This window comes from Bacillus sp. MYb209 (genome assembly GCF_002975175.1).
In the GTDB taxonomy this organism is placed as follows: domain Bacteria; phylum Bacillota; class Bacilli; order Bacillales; family Bacillaceae_G; genus Bacillus_A.
The window spans coordinates 104,676-123,368 of record NZ_PCNZ01000008.1 but is presented as its reverse complement, the minus strand read 5'-3'; the positions used below and the strand labels follow the sequence as shown (position 1 = coordinate 123,368).

General features: G+C 37.7%; 26 protein-coding genes. 24 read left to right on the top strand and 2 right to left on the bottom strand.

Features of this window, described 5'->3' with window-relative positions:
• The first annotated feature begins 74 nt into the window (after window positions 1-74).
• The 11 genes from rho (at window position 75) to CQZ94_RS15405 (ending at window position 8,773) form a co-directional block, all read left to right on the top strand.
• Entirely contained in the window at window positions 75-1,346 is a 1,272-nt protein-coding gene (rho, locus tag CQZ94_RS15450; RefSeq protein ID WP_002123767.1) for a transcription termination factor Rho, read from the top strand.
• Window positions 1,347-1,667: 321 nt separating this feature from the next.
• Window positions 1,668-1,913, top strand: coding sequence for a type B 50S ribosomal protein L31 (locus tag CQZ94_RS15445; RefSeq protein ID WP_000643447.1), 246 nt, complete (start codon window positions 1,668-1,670; stop codon window positions 1,911-1,913).
• A gap of 110 nt (window positions 1,914-2,023) precedes the next feature.
• The gene (locus CQZ94_RS15440) at window positions 2,024-2,608 is read left to right on the top strand and encodes a thymidine kinase (protein WP_000281086.1); all 585 of its coding nucleotides are present in this window, start codon (window positions 2,024-2,026) and stop codon (window positions 2,606-2,608) included.
• Between the two features lie 231 nt (window positions 2,609-2,839).
• Complete coding sequence (gene prfA / locus CQZ94_RS15435) at window positions 2,840-3,907, top strand: peptide chain release factor 1 (RefSeq protein WP_002113060.1); 1,068 nt, start codon at window positions 2,840-2,842, stop codon at window positions 3,905-3,907.
• Window positions 3,907-4,758: a peptide chain release factor N(5)-glutamine methyltransferase gene (prmC, locus tag CQZ94_RS15430; protein WP_105586068.1), complete on the top strand. Its 852-nt coding sequence runs from the start codon at window positions 3,907-3,909 to the stop codon at window positions 4,756-4,758. The genes prfA and prmC overlap by 1 nt, the downstream gene beginning before the upstream one ends.
• A gap of 400 nt (window positions 4,759-5,158) precedes the next feature.
• A complete protein-coding gene (gene spoIIR, locus CQZ94_RS15425) occupies window positions 5,159-5,998 on the top strand; it encodes a stage II sporulation protein R (RefSeq protein ID WP_105586067.1) in 840 nt (279 codons plus the stop codon).
• Between the two features lie 49 nt (window positions 5,999-6,047).
• Entirely contained in the window at window positions 6,048-6,506 is a 459-nt protein-coding gene (locus tag CQZ94_RS15420; protein ID WP_002016300.1) for a GNAT family N-acetyltransferase, read from the top strand.
• 108 nt (window positions 6,507-6,614) lie between these two features.
• Window positions 6,615-7,655 (top strand): L-threonylcarbamoyladenylate synthase, encoded by a 1,041-nt coding sequence (locus tag CQZ94_RS15415; RefSeq protein WP_105586066.1) that lies wholly within the window; start codon window positions 6,615-6,617, stop codon window positions 7,653-7,655.
• A gap of 77 nt (window positions 7,656-7,732) precedes the next feature.
• Window positions 7,733-8,281 carry a manganese efflux pump MntP gene (locus CQZ94_RS15410; protein WP_105586065.1) on the top strand — a complete coding sequence of 183 codons (549 nt, stop codon included), beginning with the start codon at window positions 7,733-7,735 and terminating at the stop codon, window positions 8,279-8,281.
• Window positions 8,282-8,311: 30 nt separating this feature from the next.
• Window positions 8,312-8,434 carry a hypothetical protein gene (locus CQZ94_RS31765; protein ID WP_255835269.1) on the top strand — a complete coding sequence of 41 codons (123 nt, stop codon included), beginning with the start codon at window positions 8,312-8,314 and terminating at the stop codon, window positions 8,432-8,434.
• Window positions 8,435-8,494: 60 nt separating this feature from the next.
• The gene (locus tag CQZ94_RS15405) at window positions 8,495-8,773 is read left to right on the top strand and encodes a DUF3935 domain-containing protein (RefSeq protein ID WP_105586064.1); all 279 of its coding nucleotides are present in this window, start codon (window positions 8,495-8,497) and stop codon (window positions 8,771-8,773) included.
• Window positions 8,774-8,922: 149 nt separating this feature from the next.
• Here the strand turns inward: CQZ94_RS15405 and CQZ94_RS15400 are convergent, their stop codons facing one another.
• On the bottom strand, window positions 8,923-9,534 hold the full coding sequence (locus CQZ94_RS15400; RefSeq protein ID WP_002123782.1) for a flavin reductase family protein: 612 nt from the start codon (window positions 9,532-9,534) through the stop codon (window positions 8,923-8,925).
• 161 nt (window positions 9,535-9,695) lie between these two features.
• Window positions 9,696-10,082 carry a DoxX family protein gene (locus CQZ94_RS15395; RefSeq protein ID WP_105586063.1) on the bottom strand — a complete coding sequence of 129 codons (387 nt, stop codon included), beginning with the start codon at window positions 10,080-10,082 and terminating at the stop codon, window positions 9,696-9,698.
• A gap of 387 nt (window positions 10,083-10,469) precedes the next feature.
• On the opposite strand from CQZ94_RS15395, the gene CQZ94_RS15390 reads away from it, so the two are divergent.
• The 13 genes from CQZ94_RS15390 to atpH all read left to right on the top strand — a co-directional run bounded on the left by CQZ94_RS15390 (window position 10,470) and on the right by atpH (window position 18,690).
• Window positions 10,470-10,967, top strand: coding sequence for a PTS sugar transporter subunit IIA (locus CQZ94_RS15390; protein ID WP_105586062.1), 498 nt, complete (start codon window positions 10,470-10,472; stop codon window positions 10,965-10,967).
• Between the two features lie 399 nt (window positions 10,968-11,366).
• On the top strand, window positions 11,367-11,807 hold the full coding sequence (locus CQZ94_RS15380; protein ID WP_105586061.1) for a low molecular weight protein arginine phosphatase: 441 nt from the start codon (window positions 11,367-11,369) through the stop codon (window positions 11,805-11,807).
• Window positions 11,808-11,903: 96 nt separating this feature from the next.
• Window positions 11,904-12,347 carry a ribose 5-phosphate isomerase B gene (gene rpiB / locus CQZ94_RS15375; protein WP_000869917.1) on the top strand — a complete coding sequence of 148 codons (444 nt, stop codon included), beginning with the start codon at window positions 11,904-11,906 and terminating at the stop codon, window positions 12,345-12,347.
• Between the two features lie 66 nt (window positions 12,348-12,413).
• Window positions 12,414-12,986 carry a TIGR01440 family protein gene (locus tag CQZ94_RS15370; RefSeq protein WP_105586060.1) on the top strand — a complete coding sequence of 191 codons (573 nt, stop codon included), beginning with the start codon at window positions 12,414-12,416 and terminating at the stop codon, window positions 12,984-12,986.
• 253 nt (window positions 12,987-13,239) lie between these two features.
• Window positions 13,240-14,481 (top strand): serine hydroxymethyltransferase, encoded by a 1,242-nt coding sequence (gene glyA / locus CQZ94_RS15365; RefSeq protein ID WP_142395846.1) that lies wholly within the window; start codon window positions 13,240-13,242, stop codon window positions 14,479-14,481.
• Between the two features lie 271 nt (window positions 14,482-14,752).
• Window positions 14,753-15,382 (top strand): uracil phosphoribosyltransferase, encoded by a 630-nt coding sequence (gene upp / locus CQZ94_RS15360; protein WP_098775787.1) that lies wholly within the window; start codon window positions 14,753-14,755, stop codon window positions 15,380-15,382.
• Between the two features lie 375 nt (window positions 15,383-15,757).
• Window positions 15,758-15,871, top strand: coding sequence for a DUF4024 domain-containing protein (locus CQZ94_RS15355; protein WP_033712414.1), 114 nt, complete (start codon window positions 15,758-15,760; stop codon window positions 15,869-15,871).
• A 26-nt stretch (window positions 15,872-15,897) separates the two neighbouring features.
• Window positions 15,898-16,122 carry an AtpZ/AtpI family protein gene (locus CQZ94_RS15350; protein ID WP_001171219.1) on the top strand — a complete coding sequence of 75 codons (225 nt, stop codon included), beginning with the start codon at window positions 15,898-15,900 and terminating at the stop codon, window positions 16,120-16,122.
• Window positions 16,122-16,514, top strand: coding sequence for an ATP synthase subunit I (locus CQZ94_RS15345; RefSeq protein ID WP_105586058.1), 393 nt, complete (start codon window positions 16,122-16,124; stop codon window positions 16,512-16,514). The genes CQZ94_RS15350 and CQZ94_RS15345 overlap by 1 nt, the downstream gene beginning before the upstream one ends.
• Window positions 16,515-16,521: 7 nt before the next feature.
• Window positions 16,522-17,241 (top strand): F0F1 ATP synthase subunit A, encoded by a 720-nt coding sequence (gene atpB, locus CQZ94_RS15340; RefSeq protein WP_002089740.1) that lies wholly within the window; start codon window positions 16,522-16,524, stop codon window positions 17,239-17,241.
• Between the two features lie 56 nt (window positions 17,242-17,297).
• Window positions 17,298-17,516, top strand: a complete 219-nt coding sequence (atpE, locus tag CQZ94_RS15335; RefSeq protein ID WP_000052064.1) for a F0F1 ATP synthase subunit C — start codon at window positions 17,298-17,300, stop codon at window positions 17,514-17,516.
• Window positions 17,517-17,644: 128 nt separating this feature from the next.
• Window positions 17,645-18,151, top strand: coding sequence for a F0F1 ATP synthase subunit B (atpF, locus tag CQZ94_RS15330; RefSeq protein WP_002016287.1), 507 nt, complete (start codon window positions 17,645-17,647; stop codon window positions 18,149-18,151).
• Window positions 18,148-18,690 (top strand): F0F1 ATP synthase subunit delta, encoded by a 543-nt coding sequence (atpH, locus tag CQZ94_RS15325; protein WP_087996354.1) that lies wholly within the window; start codon window positions 18,148-18,150, stop codon window positions 18,688-18,690. Before atpF ends, atpH begins: the two co-directional genes overlap by 4 nt.
• Window positions 18,691-18,693 lie beyond the last annotated feature (3 nt).

Here is an 18,693-nt window from a genome sequence, read left to right as displayed (position 1 = left end):
ATTATTTATTTGCCTTCCGTATTTTTTCCCTTTACCCATGTGAAAAGAGAATAACGTTAAAGTGTGGTGTCTGAATGAATTTGTCAATTGCAGCATTAGAAAACATGAAATTAAAAGAGTTATACGAGCTTGCGAAAGAATTTAAGATTTCGTATTACAGCAAGTTAACGAAAAAAGAGCTGATTTTCGCTATCTTAAAAGCTCGAGCAGAAAAAGAAGGTTTCTTTTTCATGGAAGGCGTATTAGAAATTATTCAATCAGAAGGATTTGGATTCCTACGTCCTATCAACTACTCTCCAAGCTCAGAAGATATTTATATCTCGGCTTCGCAAATTCGTCGTTTCGATTTACGTAATGGAGATAAGGTTTCTGGTAAAGTACGACCTCCGAAAGAAAATGAACGCTATTTTGGATTATTACAAGTTGAAGCTGTAAACGGAGATGATCCAGACTCAGCAAAAGAGCGTGTGCATTTCCCTGCATTAACACCGTTATACCCAGATCGCCAAATGAAATTGGAAACGGAAACGAAAAAGTTACCGACACGCATCATGGATTTAATCGCACCAGTTGGATTTGGACAACGTGGTTTAATTGTCGCGCCTCCAAAGGCTGGTAAAACAAGTCTGTTAAAAGAAATTGCACACAGTGTCACAACAAATCATCCGGAAGCAGAATTAATTGTACTTTTAATTGATGAGCGTCCAGAAGAAGTAACAGATATTGAACGTTCTGTTAAAGGTGATGTTGTAAGTTCTACTTTTGATGAAGTGCCAGAGAATCATATTAAAGTAGCTGAGCTTGTATTAGAGCGTGCAATGCGTCTTGTAGAGCATAAAAAAGACGTTGTCATTCTAATGGATAGTATTACCCGTTTAGCGCGTGCTTACAACCTTGTTATTCCGCCAAGTGGTAGAACTCTATCAGGTGGTATTGATCCAGCTGCTTTCCATAGGCCAAAGCGTTTCTTCGGTGCTGCACGTAATATCGAAGAGGGCGGTAGCTTAACAATTTTAGCAACAGCGCTTGTTGATACAGGTTCTCGTATGGATGATGTAATTTACGAAGAATTTAAAGGAACTGGAAATATGGAACTTCATTTAGATCGCTCATTAGCTGAGCGTCGTATCTTCCCGGCGATTGATATTCGTCGCTCTGGTACGCGTAAAGAAGACCTATTAATTCCGAAAGAACATTTAGACAAGCTGTGGGGTATTCGTAAAACAATGCGTGATACACCAGACTTTGTTGAAGGCTTCTTACGTAAACTTCGTCAAACAAAGACAAATGAAGAATTTTTACAAAACATTGTTGCAGACTCAAAAAGATATGTAACAACTAAGTAAAGGGAAAAGATTGAGACTCGCTTATTTCGTAGTAAGCGAGTTTTTTATGTTTTTAAGGGAATATTAGAGAGAGTAATATATGGAAATAGTTTTGTTTTTTTGAGATGAAAATCATATTTGGATCGAGAGCTTGAAGTGCCCTACGATTCTGAACGAGCCGCTTGCGCTTTTAATTTTAAAAAGACAAAAACAGGTAGTTGCAAAATGGGGTTAGCCTTGTTATAATTTCATCATATGTGTTTCATCAATATAGTTGTGTAAGCAGCTGAAGATGAAAAACTCTGTTTCGAAAATGATTCAGGGCGGAAGGAGATGAAAAGAATGAAAGCAGGAATCCATCCAAATTACAATAAAGTTGTATTTATGGACACGAACACTGGCTTCAAATTCTTAAGCGGGTCTACAAAAGGCTCTAGCGAAACTGTTGAGTGGGAAGATGGTAACACTTATCCATTACTAAAAATTGAGATCAGTTCTGATTCTCACCCATTCTACACTGGACGTCAGAAGTTTGCTACTGCAGACGGACGTGTTGACCGCTTCAATAAGAAATACGGTATTAAGTAATAAAGAACATAAAACAGGCAAGTGTATGTATTCGCTTGTCTGTTTTTTTTGCGAAAATATTAAACCTTTACCCTACTTTGGATTAGGAAAGTAGATGAAAGGAGAGCTCAATGTACTTAATGAATCAAAATGGTTGGATTGAAGTGATTTGCGGGAGTATGTTTTCTGGAAAATCAGAAGAGCTCATCCGCCGTATACGCCGTACACAATTTGCGAAACAACATGCAATTGTATTTAAACCATGTATTGATAATCGTTATAGTGAAGAAGATGTTGTATCACATAATGGATTAAAGGTTAAAGCAGTTCCTGTTTCAGCTTCAAAAGATATATTTAACCATGTAACAGAAGAAATGGATGTTATTGCAATCGATGAGGTACAATTTTTTGATGGGGACATTGTGGAAGTGGTGCAAGTATTGGCAAATCGTGGCTATCGCGTCATTGTAGCTGGATTAGACCAAGATTTCCGTGGTCTACCATTTGGACAAGTTCCTCAGCTGATGGCGATTGCTGAACATGTAACTAAATTGCAGGCAGTTTGTTCTGCATGTGGATCTCCTGCAAGTCGTACGCAACGTTTAATCGATGGAGAACCAGCGGCATTTGATGATCCAATTATTTTAGTTGGGGCTTCAGAATCGTATGAACCACGTTGTCGTCATTGTCATGCAGTACCTACAAAACAAAGATAAATGAAACTCGCTATGTAGAGCGGGTTTTTTTCGAAAATAGATGAAGATTGGTGGCAAGCTCTTCGTGCCTAAGAACCTCCGCTACTCAAGGTGAAAAGCACCTTTTGTGCGAGAGAACCTTAGCTGGTCAGAGCTGAACGAGCCACCTACACTTTTAAATATAATTTGCGTTTTTTTGATTAAGTACCATATACTATTTGTATTAGATACTAGGATGTAGAGGTGAATGGTGTGTTAGATCGTTTGCAAGCTGTAGAAGATCGTTATGAGAAGTTGAATGAGTTGTTAAGTGACCCAGAGGTTATTAGCGATACAAATAAGCTTCGTGAGTATTCAAAAGAGCAATCTGATATTCAGGACACGGTAGAGGTGTACCGTGAGTATAAAGATGTTCGTGAGCAATTACGAGATGCAAAAGCAATGTTAGAAGATAAGTTAGACGCTGATATGCGTGACATGGTAAAAGAAGAGGTTTCTGAATTAGAAGGACAAGAGAAAACATTATCAGAACGTCTGAAAATTTTACTTGTTCCAAAAGACCCTAATGATGATAAAAACGTTATCGTTGAGGTTCGTGGTGCTGCTGGTGGTGACGAGGCGGCTTTATTTGCTGGTGATTTATATCGTATGTATAGCCGTTATGCTGAGGTGCAAGGTTGGAAAACTGAAATTATCGAAGCGAGCTATACAGAGTTAGGTGGATATAAAGAGATTATCTTTATGATTAATGGTAAAGGTGCTTTCGCTAAGCTGAAATTCGAGAATGGTGCTCACCGTGTACAACGTGTTCCTGAAACGGAATCTGGTGGACGTATTCATACATCTACAGCAACTGTAGCTGTATTACCAGAGGCAGAAGAAGTAGAAATTAATATTCATGAAAAAGATGTTCGTGTTGATACGTTTGCTTCTAGTGGTCCAGGTGGACAAAGCGTTAATACAACGATGTCAGCGGTACGTTTAACACATTTACCGACTGGTGTAGTTGTATCTTGTCAGGATGAGAAATCACAAATTAAGAATAAAGAAAAAGCGATGAAAGTATTACGCGCACGTGTTTATGATAAGTTTAGACAAGAAGCGCAAGCTGAGTATGATCAAAACCGTAAACAAGCTGTTGGTACGGGAGATCGTTCAGAGCGTATTCGTACGTATAACTTCCCGCAAAACCGTGTTACAGACCATCGAATCGGTTTAACGATTCAAAAGCTAGATCAAATCCTACAAGGTAAGTTAGATGATTTCATCAATGCCTTAGTGATGGAAGATCAGGCTCAAAAGATGGAGGCAGCTGAGTAATGCGTGTCTATGAAGCCCTGAAATGGGCTTCTTCTTTTTTACAGGAAAATGGACGAGATGAAAATGCGGGAGAAATTGTCCTTTGTCATGTATTAAAGACGAACAGAACCGGAATGCTCATGAATATGCGTGAAGAAATAACTGCGGAACAAGAGAAAAGTTTTGCAGAATTTATCCACAAGCACGTAGAAGGTACTCCGATCCAATATATGCTTGGTTATGAAATGTTTTATGGCCGATCATTCTTTGTAAATGAAGAGGTATTGATACCAAGACCGGAAACAGAGGAACTTATAGTTGGGGTGCTAGAGAGAATTGAGCGCCATTTCGGTAATGAGGAGCTTCACATAGCGGATATTGGAACTGGTAGTGGAGCGATTTCTATTACGCTCGCTTTAGAAAATAAAAATCTTCATGTGCATACAGTAGATATCGCACAGGAGTCGATTGAAGTTGCAAAAGAAAATGCAAAAACTTTAGGGGCGGATGTAACTTTCTATCACGGCGATTTACTGTCGCCGTTTTATGAAACAGGTCAGAAGTTAGATGTTGTTGTTTCCAATCCTCCGTACATACCAGAGGAAGATTGGCGTGGTCTTTCTACTGTTGTGAAGGAGCATGAGCCGAAGCGTGCGCTTGTTGGTGGGGAAGATGGACTAGATTTCTATCGTCGTTTTATGGAGGAATTGCCGAATGTATTACAGAAAAAGGCGATTGTGGCGTTCGAAATTGGTGTAGGGCAAGGTGAAGATGTGAAAGCATTATTACAGCAAACTTTCCCGCGCGCTCAAGTTGAAGTTGTATTTGATATTAATGGAAAAGATCGCATGGTATTTGCAGAGATGGAGTAAGGCATAAGCCTTACTCTATTTTTTGTATAAAAAATTCGTAACTACTCAGCCATACATTTCATTTAGAAGTTTGGTAAGGAGTATTATTCCAGAGAAAATACGCCTCTTATTACCTATAGAAAGTTATTTTCATTTTTCAGCATATAGATTGCTGCCATGAAAATAAAAATGGACATACACTTTGCTAGCTTTCTTTGTTTTAAAACTTTGCGTGTGGCAGGAAAAGGCCCTGACCGCTCCTGTACGTAGCCAGTCCCTCTCGTCCATTTAAAAAAATGCTTTTCTGTCGGCCTTTCATAGAGTGGCGGAGTAGTTACAAAAATTTATATAGATTTTGAATTTAATAGTTTAGAAAGAAGTAACTCTGTCCACACTGTTTCTAGAGGGGACGGTGGAGGAAATGAAAAAACAAGTTATTGCTTACTTTCTTTTATTATTAATTGGTGCACAGTTACTTGTGCAGTTTGGATATATGAAAGCTGATGCAAAAGGGCCTGCTGTTATTCCGAAAGAGGCCGTTCGATTACGTATTTTAGCTAATAGTGATTCTGATAAAGATCAGGCATTAAAACGTAAAGTACGTGATGAAGTGAAAGTACAAATTGATGGATGGGTAGCGGATTTAACGTCATTTGAAGAAGCTCGAAAAGTAATTCAAAATCATATTCCTGAAATTGAAAAGACAGTGGCGAATACGCTGAAAAGAGAAGGAAGTAAAGAGGCGTTTCAAGTGAAATTCGGTAAGAATGTGAAGTTTCCTACAAAGGTATATGGGAATTTTATTTATCCGGCAGGAGAATATGAAGCGGTACTTATTACAATTGGAAAAGGTGAAGGTGCAAACTGGTGGTGTGTGTTATTTCCACCGATGTGTTTCTTAGATTTTTCAAGTGGTACAGCTGTAAGGAAAGAAGAACATGTTGTGAAAGCTGAATCTCCTGAAGAGGAGCAGGTGAGACAACCAGATGAGGAAGTAGTGGATGCACCGGAGAAGAAAGAGGATAAGGTGAAAGAAAAGAAAGTAGTAAAGCTGGAAAAAGCTGAAAAAGTAACAGCACAGGAAAAGAAAGTAGTAAAACACGAAACGCAAGTAGAAGAACAGCCTGTAAAAAAAGTAGAGAAACCTGTGGAGCAAAAACAAGAAAAGGAAAATGAGTATGTAACAGTAGAAGAGGAAGAAGAAAAACCAGAGGTTAAATTATTTATCGTCGAAGCTTTTACATCTTTATTCTCTAAATAGTACTATTAATAAATCCTTCCTCATATATATCAATGAGGAGGGATTTACTATGAAGAACGTGTATTTTGCTACGAAAGCAGATGTAGAAAGATTGCATTCTTTTTTCGGACAAGCTAATAAAAAAGATGATAAAATAAATGAGTTGTACGCACAATTTATGATCTTGGAAGAGGCGGGAGAAATACGAGCGGTAATTGGATATGAACAAAGTGGAGAAAATGCACTTATCCGTTCTTGTTTATTCACACCTAATGTGGATAAACAGACTTTCTTATATTTTTTTGAGATGTTTTTGCAGTATATGAAAGAAAAAGATATTCGACAATTGTACTTACTCACAAATCATCCACAATCTGTGACAATCTTTCAGTTTTTTAACTTTGTCATTATAGAGAAAGAGGAAGTACCAGAGGAAATTCGACAGTTAGAACACTTTTGTAAAAATATAAAAGAGCTAAATGCAATAATACTAAATTGTCAGCTATTCACAAAGTTATCCACGGATTAACAAGGTTTATCCACATTTTGTGGATAAACCTTGTTTGTCTTTTGGATAAATCTCATAGTAAACTAAAAATAGACAAGTATTTCATGGTAGAAAAGGACGTGGGGAAAAATGCATACAAATATGTGGATTGTGGATAATGTTGTGGAAAGAAAAAAATATTATCCACAATTAAAAGAAGCAGCGAGATTATTAAGAGAAAATGAAGCGGTGGCCTTCCCGACGGAAACGGTATATGGGTTAGGAGCAAACGCAATGGATGATGAAGCGATAGCGAAAATTTTTGAAGCGAAAGGGAGACCAAGCGATAATCCACTGATTGTCCACATAGGAACAAAATCTCAGTTAGATGGTATTGTAAGAGAAATTCCGCCGGTTGCAGAAAAGTTAATGGAGCATTTTTGGCCAGGACCATTAACAATCATTTTACCGAGAAAAAAAGGGATTTCAGAGAGGGTTACGGCAGGACTTAATACAGTCGGAGTGAGGATGCCGGATCATCCAGTAGCGCTCGCCCTTATTGAAGAGGCAAACGTGCCTGTTGCGGCACCGAGTGCGAATCGTTCAGGACGCCCAAGTCCAACGTTAGCTTCTCATGTGTATGAAGATTTAAATGGAAAAATTGCTGGTATTGTTGATGGCGGGGCAACAGGAGTAGGCGTTGAATCAACTGTAATTGATTGTACGAGCGAGGTTCCGACGATTTTACGTCCAGGTGGGATTACGAAGGAGCAATTAGAAGCCGTGATAGGAAATGTTTCTTTAGATCCAGCTTTAAAGGATGCGAAAGAAAAGCCAAAATCACCGGGAATGAAATATACACACTATGCACCGAAAGCACCACTTAGTATTGTTGAAGGATCACGAGAGTTTATTCAGCTTATTGTGGATGAGAAAAAGAAAGAAGGGCTTAAAGTAGGTGTATTAACGACCGAAGAGTATCAACATGTATATAGTGCTGATGTTGTATTATCTTGTGGTATGCGAAGTGATTTAGCTAGCGTTGCGACTAAATTATATGATGTACTTAGAACGTTTGATGCAAGTGAAGTAGATGTTATTTTTAGTGAGTCATTCCCGAATGAAGGAATAGGAAATGCAATTATGAATCGTTTAACAAAAGCTGCGGGACATCATATTATCACTGAATGATAATGTACCTTGAGCAAACAGAATATTTCTCCTCGGATAAGCATATTGTGAAGTAGCACGTCCGAGGGGGGACATGAATGACGCTTGAACAGCTAATACCTTTAATAATTATGGCGTTCGCCTTAGGGATGGATGCATTTTCAGTGAGCCTCGGTATGGGGATGGTGACATTAAAGTTAAGACAAATCCTTTATATCGGTATGACGATAGGAATATTTCATATTATCATGCCATTTACCGGAATGATATTAGGACGTTTTCTATCAGAGAGGTATGGGGATGTTGCGAATTTTGCAGGAGCCATTTTATTGATTGGACTAGGGTTCTATATCGTATATGCGTCTATTTTAGAAGGTGAAGAGACTAGAACTGCTCCAATTGGAATTAGTTTATTTGTATTTGCATTTGGTGTCAGTATAGATAGTTTTTCAGTAGGTCTTAGTCTTGGAATCTACGGAGCGCAGACGATTGTTACTATATTACTTTTTGGATTTATTAGCATGTTGTTAGCGTGGATTGGTTTATTAATCGGTAGACATGCGAAAGGTATGCTTGGTACATATGGTGAAATAGTAGGTGGTATTATTCTTGTTGGGTTTGGATTATATCTCCTTTTTCCTATATAATTTTCATATGAGGGTGGGAATATAAATCGGATGCTAAAATGGTATGTCGTATTTATAACCTTTTTTCCAAGATGGTTACGTAGGCTTATCATTTGGGGCATTATTTTGCAAATTGCGGTTTTAGGTTGGATTAAATTGATTCGTGAATGGTAAGATAATTCCTTTCTGTACACCTGAATACAATACTCTGCAAATATAAAAAGGGTGGTACAAATGACGAGATTAAAACAAGTTTTTGGTATTATTATTAGTTTTTTTGTTTTTTGGTTTAGTATGATCGGTGTACAAATGTTTGCTGAGTTTTTAGATATTGAGTCATTAAAATTTGTTGCAGGAAAATCTGAGGCAGCGCGTGTGTTTTATTCACCGTACCCATTCTTAATTGTTTTCCTTATCACATTACTTTCTTTATATTTCTTTGTTATAAAGCTTGGTAAATCTAAAAAAGAGAAATTACCTGCAATAGAGGAGAAGAACGAAGAATTACAGTGAAAAAATCCCCCGCTTTAAGCGGGGGATTTTATGTTTGAGTGACGAAGCTGAACGAGCCGGTTACGCTTTTAGATGTATCCAGCTCCAGTGGCCAGCTCTTCGCATCTAAGAACCTTAGCTGGTCAGAGCTGAACGAGCCGCCTTCACTTTTAAAGTGGCCTTACTAATTCAAATTGTTCTCCTAGTTTTGCGTAGTTGTGTCCTGCTAGGCGGCTTATTGGTTTTAGTTCTTCGGCGTGAATTCGGCCGTTTTCGTATAAGTGTTCTGCGACGTGGAAGCGAACGACACGGCCAATTAGTAGATCACAAGCTGGTGAGTCTTCGGTTCCGCCGAGCGGGATAGCGCGTTCTAATACGCATTCCATTCGAATGTTTGCTTCTTTCACCCCTGGTACTGAAATGACATCACTGTCGATCGGTGTTAGTTTTGCTAATTCGATTTCACTTTCATTAGGAGGTAGGTTGGCTGCTGTTTCATTGATCGCTTCTACGTAAGATTCATCAGAAATATGTACGACGAATTCCCCTTTTTCGATTGCGTTTCGGGAAGTGTCTTTCGGTTTTCCTTCTTTTCGTTGTACTGAAACTGAGATAAGTGGTGGATTGGCAGCGACGATATTGAAATAACTATATGGCGCACCGTTCAATACACCATCTTTAGTTACAGAAGTAACGAATGCAACAGGACGTGGAATGATACTTCCTGTTAGTAATTTGTAATTATCTTTTTCGGTTTGTTCGTTTGGATTAATGGATAACATGTTGTAATCCCCTTTCTAAATATGAATACTTATTGTTTGTTTACAAGATATCAATGGGAATCTCCTGCTGAAAATAATATTTTTTTGATGATGTGAAAAAGAGATTACCTCAATTTGAAGTAATCTCTTTTTTGGTAAATATCTTGAAATAGAGATAAATATTAAAGTAAAACGTAAGCGCCAGGTCCAATTAAAGCTACACCGATAGCGACAGCGATTAACATTAAATTATATTCGAATCCGTTTTGTGTTACCCAGTAACCATTTTTTCCGTGAACTGTGAAGATTGCTACTAACATTGTTCCTACGATAAATAATGAACCGACTACAGTGAAAATACCTGATGCGAATAAGAAACCACCTAATAGTTCAGTTGCGCCAGCCATAAATGCCATAAATACACCAGGGCGTAAACCGATTGATTCCATAAAGCCACCTGTTCCTTTCAGACCGTAGCCACCAAACCAACCGAATAATTTTTGAGCACCGTGACCCATGAATGTAATTCCTATAATAAGACGAATAATAAGAAGACCGATATCCATCATTTTTGAAACTCCCTAAAAGTTATTTACTTATCTTATGTAAGTAAATAATAAAATAGTTACTTACTTTAGTCAAGTGGATCTCAACAAAAATTTGAAAGAAATTTTACAAATTAACAACAAAAAATAAAATGTAGTAAAGACCTCTAGACAAGTAAGTGAAAAAAAGAGAAAATATAAGTAGAAGTTAACTTCGCATTGTTATTCAGACAATCAGAATTGACTGGGATTTTGTGAGGCGCTACAATAGGAGTCTAGTAGTAATGACATGATTTATTTCGAAAGCGTTTTTACAGTATAACATTCGAAGTATGAAGTCTTACGTGTATTTCGATCTTGAATAGAGATTGCCCTATAAACTTTTAGGTAAATTATAAGGAGGACTATCCTATGTTTAAAAAATTATTCGGTTTTGGTTCAAAAACAAATGAAGAAATAATCGTAGCTCCATTAACTGGAGCAGTGAAAAATATTGAAGAAGTACCAGATCCAGTATTCGCTGGTCGTATGATGGGTGACGGTGTTGCAATCGATCCTACTGAAGGTGTAGTTGTATCTCCAGTTGATGGTGAAATCGTACAATTATTCCACACGAAACATGCTATTGGAATTAAAGCGAAAAACGGTACAGAAATTTTAATCCACGTTGGATTAGAAACTGTAAAAATGGAAGGTGAAGGTTTCGAAGCTCACGTTTCTGAAGGACAAGCTGTAAAAGCTGGAGATAAATTAATCTCATTCGACTTAGAATTAATTCGTGAAAAAGCGAAAAGCACAATTACTCCAATCGTTATTACAAACACAGATGCAGCTGAGTCTATTAAGACAACTGTGGGTGTAGCAGCTACAAAAGGTTCAACAGAAGTAATGAAAGTTACAATGAAATAATTATTGTATGAAAGGAATCTGTTTCGTATGAAATGGATTCCTTATTTTGTTTCGTAGTGTGTTCATTATGTATGGTAAATACTTTGGGCACTTGGAAATAGGGTTTCACATATATGTGGATAAGGCGCATTTTTCTTAGAAAAAATATAAGAGAAATGCGCCTTTCGTATATTCACATTTCTTTTGTTCTATTCTAATGTACGCTATGATAAAGTGAAACTTTAGTCAGTGGGGGTTTTGTCCATCCCCCACTGATTATTAGCCCTCACCAATTGGGCTTTTACGGGCAGCCCGACTCCCACCTAAATCCCTCGCATTTGCCGAATTTTGAGGTGGGAGTCTTACTGTCCGCAAATAGCGGGATAAATGGTAGGAAACAGAAAAAAGGGGTGGGTTTAGATGAAACGGGTGTTATTTGTTTGCACTGGAAATACATGCCGTAGTCCGATGGCTGAGGCTTTGCTTCGTCATTATGGAGAAGGTAAATTTGAAGTGCAATCTGCTGGTGTTTTCGCCTATCCTGGAAGCGATGCGTCGGTACATGCAAAGGAAGCTTTAGCTGAAAAAGGAATTGTAATCGATCATGCTTCACAGCAGGTAAACGATACTTTGGTTGATTGGGCGGATATTGTAGTAACAATGACGGAAAACCATAAGCAAATTGTACTTGGGCATTATCCGAGTGTTGAAAAGAAATTGGATACATTATATGGATTAACTGAGGGTGTAAGTAAGGATATTTCAGATCCATTTGGCGGATCGCTTTCTATTTATAAAGAAACGTTAGAAGAGATGGAAAAACTTGTACAAACTTTACTGAAAAAACATTCAGAAGGTTGATGTTTCGTGTATAATACGATATTGGAGATCACTTCGTTCCATTAAGGTAGCGAGTGTGAAATGAAGATAATTGATTGAAACTTTGGAGGGGTAAAAATGAAAGTAGTAGTAGCATCTGATCACGGCGGTATGAATATCCGTAAAGAACTTGTAAGTTTATTAGAAGAGTTAAATATTGAATATATTGATTTAGGTTGTGAATGTGAGGCTGGTTCTGTTGATTACCCTGATTTTGCGTTTCCAGCAGCAGAAATGGTAGCGAATGGTGAAGTGGATCGTGGCATTTTAGTTTGCGGGACAGGCATTGGTATGTCAATCGCAGCAAACAAAGTAAATGGTATTCGTTGTGCATTAGTTCATGATACTTTCAGTGCGAAAGCGACGAGAGAGCATAATGACACTAACATGTTAGCAATGGGCGAGCGTGTAATTGGAGCGGGTCTAGCGCGTGATATCGCGAAAATTTGGCTGACAACTGACTATGAAGGTGGCCGTCACGAAAACCGCGTAGGAAAAATTAAAACGTACGAAACAAAGTAATAGATTCTAACTATAAGTAGTATGAAATATAATTTGGTGAACCAACCTGTGAAAGGAAGAGGCGTAATGACAGAAATCGTAAAGGTAAGAGAACAGCTGCAAATGTCGCTTTCTGATTTCCAAGAACAAGCTTCACTGCAAAGTGGCCAAATTTTTGTAGTGGGGTGTAGCACGAGCGAAGTGCTAGGTGAGAGAATTGGAACATCAGGAACGATGGAAGTGGCAGAGGCGATTTTTTCTGAATTAAAACAATTTCAAGAACGAACAGGTATTGAATTGGCGTTTCAATGTTGTGAGCATTTAAATCGTGCTTTAGTAGTTGAGAGAGATGTAGCGATGAAATATCAATTTGAAATTGTAATAGTTACGCCTGTTAGATCAGCAGGTGGTGCATTAGCGACGTATGCGTATCACAATTTTAAAGATCCGGTAGTAATTGAGTTTATTAAAGCAGATGCAGGAATGGATATTGGCGATACATTTATCGGTATGCATTTAAAGCATGTAGCTGTACCGGTTCGTACAAGTGTGAAGGAAATAGGAAGTGCGCATGTAACGATGGCGAAAACACGTGGGAAACTAATAGGTGGAGCGCGTGCTGTTTATGCGGCAAATGAAGAAGCTATTTCTTGCCGTTAAACATGAAAAATTATAAAGTCCTATAACAGCTTTATATCGAAAGGTAAAAGGTATGTAGTCTGACTTTATAATAGAAGAAAGAAAAGACCAATTTTGGTCTTTTTTTTTCTTTTATGATATAGAAAGTCATGTTAGAATGTAGTTGAAAACATGAAGGTTCGAAAGAATTACAACCTGAATTTTCGTTTTTTCTGAATAAATGAGAAAAAACTATTGGGAATTGATGTAATTCGTTCAGAAAAGGGGGATTTTGGTGGATCATTTAAAACGTCAAGATGAAAAGGTATTTGCTGCAATTGAGGCAGAACTAGGAAGACAGCGTTCAAAGATTGAGTTAATTGCTTCGGAAAACTTCGTAAGTGAAGCAGTAATGGAGGCACAAGGTTCTGTTTTAACAAATAAGTATGCTGAAGGATATCCTGGAAAACGTTACTATGGTGGCTGTGAGCACGTAGACGTAGTGGAAGATATCGCACGTGATCGCGCGAAAGAAATTTTTGGCGCAGAGCATGTAAATGTTCAACCACATTCTGGTGCACAAGCGAACATGGCAGTATACTTCACAATTTTAGAGCAAGGCGATACAGTACTTGGTATGAATTTATCTCATGGTGGTCACTTAACACACGGAAGCCCTGTTAACTTCAGTGGAGTACAATATAATTTCGTAGAATATGGCGTGGATGCTGAATCTCACCGTATTAATTACGATGATGTATTAGCAAAAGCGAAAGAACATAAACCAAAATTAATCGTTGCAGGTGCAAGTGCATATCCTCGTGTTATCGATTTCAAACGATTCCGTGAGATTGCAGATGAAGTGGGCGCATACTTTATGGTTGATATGGCACATATCGCTGGTTTAGTAGCTGCTGGTTTACATCCAAACCCAGTACCACATGCACATTTCGTTACAACAACAACACATAAAACATTACGTGGTCCACGTGGTGGTATGATTTTATGTGAAGAACAATTTGCAAAACAAATTGATAAATCAATCTTCCCTGGTATTCAAGGTGGTCCACTTATGCACGTAATTGCTGCAAAAGCTGTTGCATTTGGTGAGACACTACAAGATGGGTTTAAAACATATGCACAAAATATCATTAATAATGCGAACCGCTTAGCTGAAGGTCTTCAAAAAGAAGGACTTACACTTGTTTCTGGTGGAACAGACAATCACTTAATCTTGATTGATGTTCGTAACTTAGAAATTACAGGTAAAGTAGCAGAGCACGTATTAGATGAAGTTGGTATTACAGTGAACAAAAATACAATTCCATTTGAAACAGCAAGCCCATTTGTAACAAGCGGCGTACGTATCGGTACAGCAGCTGTAACATCTCGTGGTTTCGGTTTAGAAGAAATGGATGAAATTGCGGCACTTATTGCTTATACATTAAAAAATCATGAGAATGAAGTTGCATTAGAAGAAGCAAGTAAGCGTGTAGAAGCGTTAACGAGCAAATTCCCAATGTATACAAATCTATAATAGATTGAAAAAGACTGCTGAAACGTAATTGTTTTGGCAGTCTTTTTTGTGGACATATATTATTTTTAAAGTATGTATACAAATGATGAATAAATTTTGGCGATATAATGAAGGATACAGCTCCCATAATTGGTAAAGATACTAGATAGATTCATTCTAATTCACGATTTTACCAAATTTGCCCTTGAATATTAGTAGCGTTTTCTTTACAATCGTAAATAGTGTAAAAAAGCGTGTAAACGCATGAATATCATCTAAAGGAGAGATTCACATGGGAAAACTGTATGTATTTGATCACCCGTTAATTCAACATAAGATTACATATATTCGCGATAAGAATACAGGTACGAAAGATTTTCGTGAATTAGTGGACGAAGTAGCAAGCTTAATGGCTTTCGAAATTACTCGCGACCTTCCACTTCAAGACATTGAAATTGAAACACCTGTAAGCAAAGCGACAACAAAAGTGATCGCTGGTAAAAAACTTGGTTTAATTCCGATTTTACGTGCAGGTTTAGGAATGGTTGATGGAATTCTGAAATTAATCCCAGCAGCAAAAGTAGGACACGTTGGTTTATACCGTGACCCTGAAACATTGCAACCGGTAGAATACTATGTGAAACTTCCAACGGATGTAGAAGAGCGTGACTTTATCGTACTAGATCCGATGCTAGCAACAGGTGGTTCTGCAGCTGAAGCAATTAATTCTCTGAAAAAGCGCGGTGCAAAGCAAATTAAATTAATGTGTATCGTAGCTGCTCCAGAAGGAGTAAAAGTAGTACAGGAAGAGCATCCTGATGTTGATATTTATGTAGCGGCATTAGATGAGAAGTTAAATGACCATGGTTATGTAGTTCCAGGTCTTGGTGATGCTGGTGACCGTTTATTCGGAACGAAGTAAGACAACAGACGAGAGGGGGATTCCCCGCTCGTTTTTTTTTCGCCTTGGGCGTGCGGGGGAGGGGGAGATAAATATACAGGGTATATACAACATAAGTTATATACACATCACATATAATATAGAAGTCTTACGTCTTGGGGGCACTATATTATGGAAGGAAAGCGCTATATCTTAAAAATATAATAGTGACAAACTTGTGAACATTTTCTTCTATTATAAAGAGAAAACTGTTAGAAATTGCATATCTCTAACCAGTATTTAGAAGGGGAACGTTTTCATTTTTGGGAGGAAATGCCTAATACTCAAATTTTTTGATTTTTTACGATTTCTCGTTGACACTGTTAATACCCTATTGTATGCTAACAACGGGGATAGATGGTAGGGCTTTCAGTGACAAAAATACATCTTTTCCGTGACGAAAATGTAAACTTTTTATTTTGTATAGAATTTATGCAGAAAAATGAGTTATTATTAACACATCGTGAATGAGGGTTACATATTGGAGGGATGAATCCTTGCAAAAAAACGATCGCAGCCATATAAAAGCGTATGCTTTAATGTCAGGAATTCTTGCTCAGTTAGTTGGTTCTATTCTTATTGGAATCTTTGGTGGGCAATGGATTGATAATAAGGTTGGAACGTTTCCATTGTTTCTTATTATAGGGTTATTACTCGGGTTAGGAACAGGGGTATACGCAATGATTCGACTCATTCGACATTACTATTCGGGAGAGCAATGATGATAGACGTACATGGACTTGTCCAAAGACAAAAGAAATATATGTACTACTTGCTTGCGTTTCTAGTGCTAGGATGGGGATTTACCTCTTACAAGGATGTATTTCTTGGACTGATTATCGGAACGATTTTCAGTTTTCTTAGTTTGCGCATCATTGCACGTAGAACAGACAAGCTATTAGATCGCGTAACAAATGGAGAAAACGTGAAATTTAAAGCAACAGCGGTAAGTACATATTCAAGATTCGCCACGATGGGGTTATTAATTTTATTTGCAGCCAAATATCAAGAATTAATTGCGATGTGGGGCTTAGGTGTAGGATTGCTGACAGGATACCTTGTCATGATCATAGATTTTCTTTATTTAGAGTATACGAGCAGGGAAGAGAGGTGAATTACTAGTGGAACACGGTAAATTAGTTGAATTTCTAGGTTTAACGTTCGATTTGTCATCAGTTATGATGGTTACTGTAGCAGCAGTTATTGTTTTCTTAATCGCTGTTATCGGAACTCGCAGCTTAGCGCTTCGCCCAACCGGAATGCAAAACTTCATGGAATGGGTGTTTGACTTCGTGAAAGGGATTATCAATAGTACGATGGACTGGAAAACAGGTGGACGATTCTTAACGCTTGGCGTTACGCTTATCATGTTTATCATCGTATCGAACTTCCTTGGTTTACCATTCATGTATTCAACAGTTGAGGCTGGCGAACATATTGCATGGTGGAGATCACCAACGTCTGATCCAGCAGTTGCATTAACATTAGCCGTGATGGTAGTTACCCTCACCCATTACTATGGAATTAAGATGAAGGGTACGAAAGAATATGCTAAAGGTTATTTCCAACCTATGAAATTCTTATTCCCATTAAAGGTTATTGAGGAGTTTGCTAACACATTAACGTTAGGTCTTCGTTTATTTGGTAACATTTACGCAGGTGAAATCTTATTAGGATTACTTGCTAAGTTAGGCGGAGCATCATTCTTAGGAGCATTAGGTGCACTTGTACCGATGTTAGCATGGATGGGATTCAGTGTATTCGTTGGATCAATCCAGTCATTTATTTTCGTAATGTTAACGATGGTTTATATGGCTCATAAAGTAAGCCATGACCATTAATATAATTTAAGTAAGAAAAAATTTATTTTTTTATAATACAAAGGAGGACAAATTAAATGAGTTTAGGTGTAATCGCAGCTGCAATTGCAATTGGTTTATCAGCATTAGGTGCAGGTATTGGTAACGGTCTTATCGTATCACGTACAATCGAAGGTGTTGCTCGTCAACCAGAATTAAAAGGCGCACTTCAAACAATTATGTTCATCGGGGTTGCATTAGTTGAGGCACTTCCAATTATCGGTGTAGTTATTGCTTTCATCGTAATGAACAAATAAGGGAGACTCCCCTTACATAGATGGCGAAGAGTGTTTTTTGAACTTTCTTCGCCATTGCTTTATGAACGAAACGTATGTCTTTTTTTTTCATATGATCAATTTAGATATTTTGAAGGGAGTGAATCCTTGTGCCAACTTTATTATTAGGGGCTTCCATTCCATTTGGAACGATTGCTTATACATTGTTCATTTTCTTACTTCTATTAGTAATGCTACGCAAATTTGCGTGGGGTCCTTTAATGGGAATTATGAAAGAACGTGAAGAGCATGTTACTAATGAAATCGACGCTGCAGAAAGAAGTAATGCTGAAGCGAAGAAATTAGTAGAAGAACAACGTGAAATGTTAAAACAATCGCGTGTTGAAGCACAAGAGTTAATCGAAAGAGCGAAGAAACAAGCTGTAGATCAAAAGGATGTTATTGTTGCTGCTGCGAAAGAAGAAGCAGAATCAATTAAAACATCTGCTGTACAAGAAATTCAACGCGAAAAAGAGCAAGCAATTGCTGCTTTACAAGAACAAGTCGCTTCTTTATCTGTTCATATTGCTTCTAAAGTAATTGAAAAAGAACTAAAAGAAGAAGATCAAGTGAAGTTAATCCGCGATTATATTAAAGAAGTAGGAGAAGCGCGATGAGCAATGGGATTGTAGCAAAACGTTATGCTGTCGCTCTTTTTAAAATTGCAAAAGAAAAACACGTATTAGAAATGTTTGAAGAGGAATTACGCCTTGTACAAAACGTTTTTACAAAGAACGGAGAACTACATAGCTTTTTAACGCAACCGAACATTTCAAAAGAGCAGAAGAAAACGTTTCTTGCAAACGTATTCGCATCTGTTTCTGAATCTATTTTAAATACGTTATATATTTTAATTGATAACAAGCGTATTGATATCCTACCTGAAATTACAAATGAATATGTTGTTCTTGCTAATGAAGAACGTAACGTAGCGGATGCAACTGTATATTCTATTCGTCTTCTATCGGAAGAAGAAAAACTTAACATTGCAGAAGCATTTGCAAAAAAAACAGGAAAAGATGCAATTCGCGTGAAAAATGTTGTGGATGAAGATTTACTAGGCGGCATTAAAGTACGTATTGGAAATCGCATTTACGACGGAAGCTTACAAGGAAAATTAGCACGTATTCAGCGTGAATTAATGAAGAATAGATAGGGG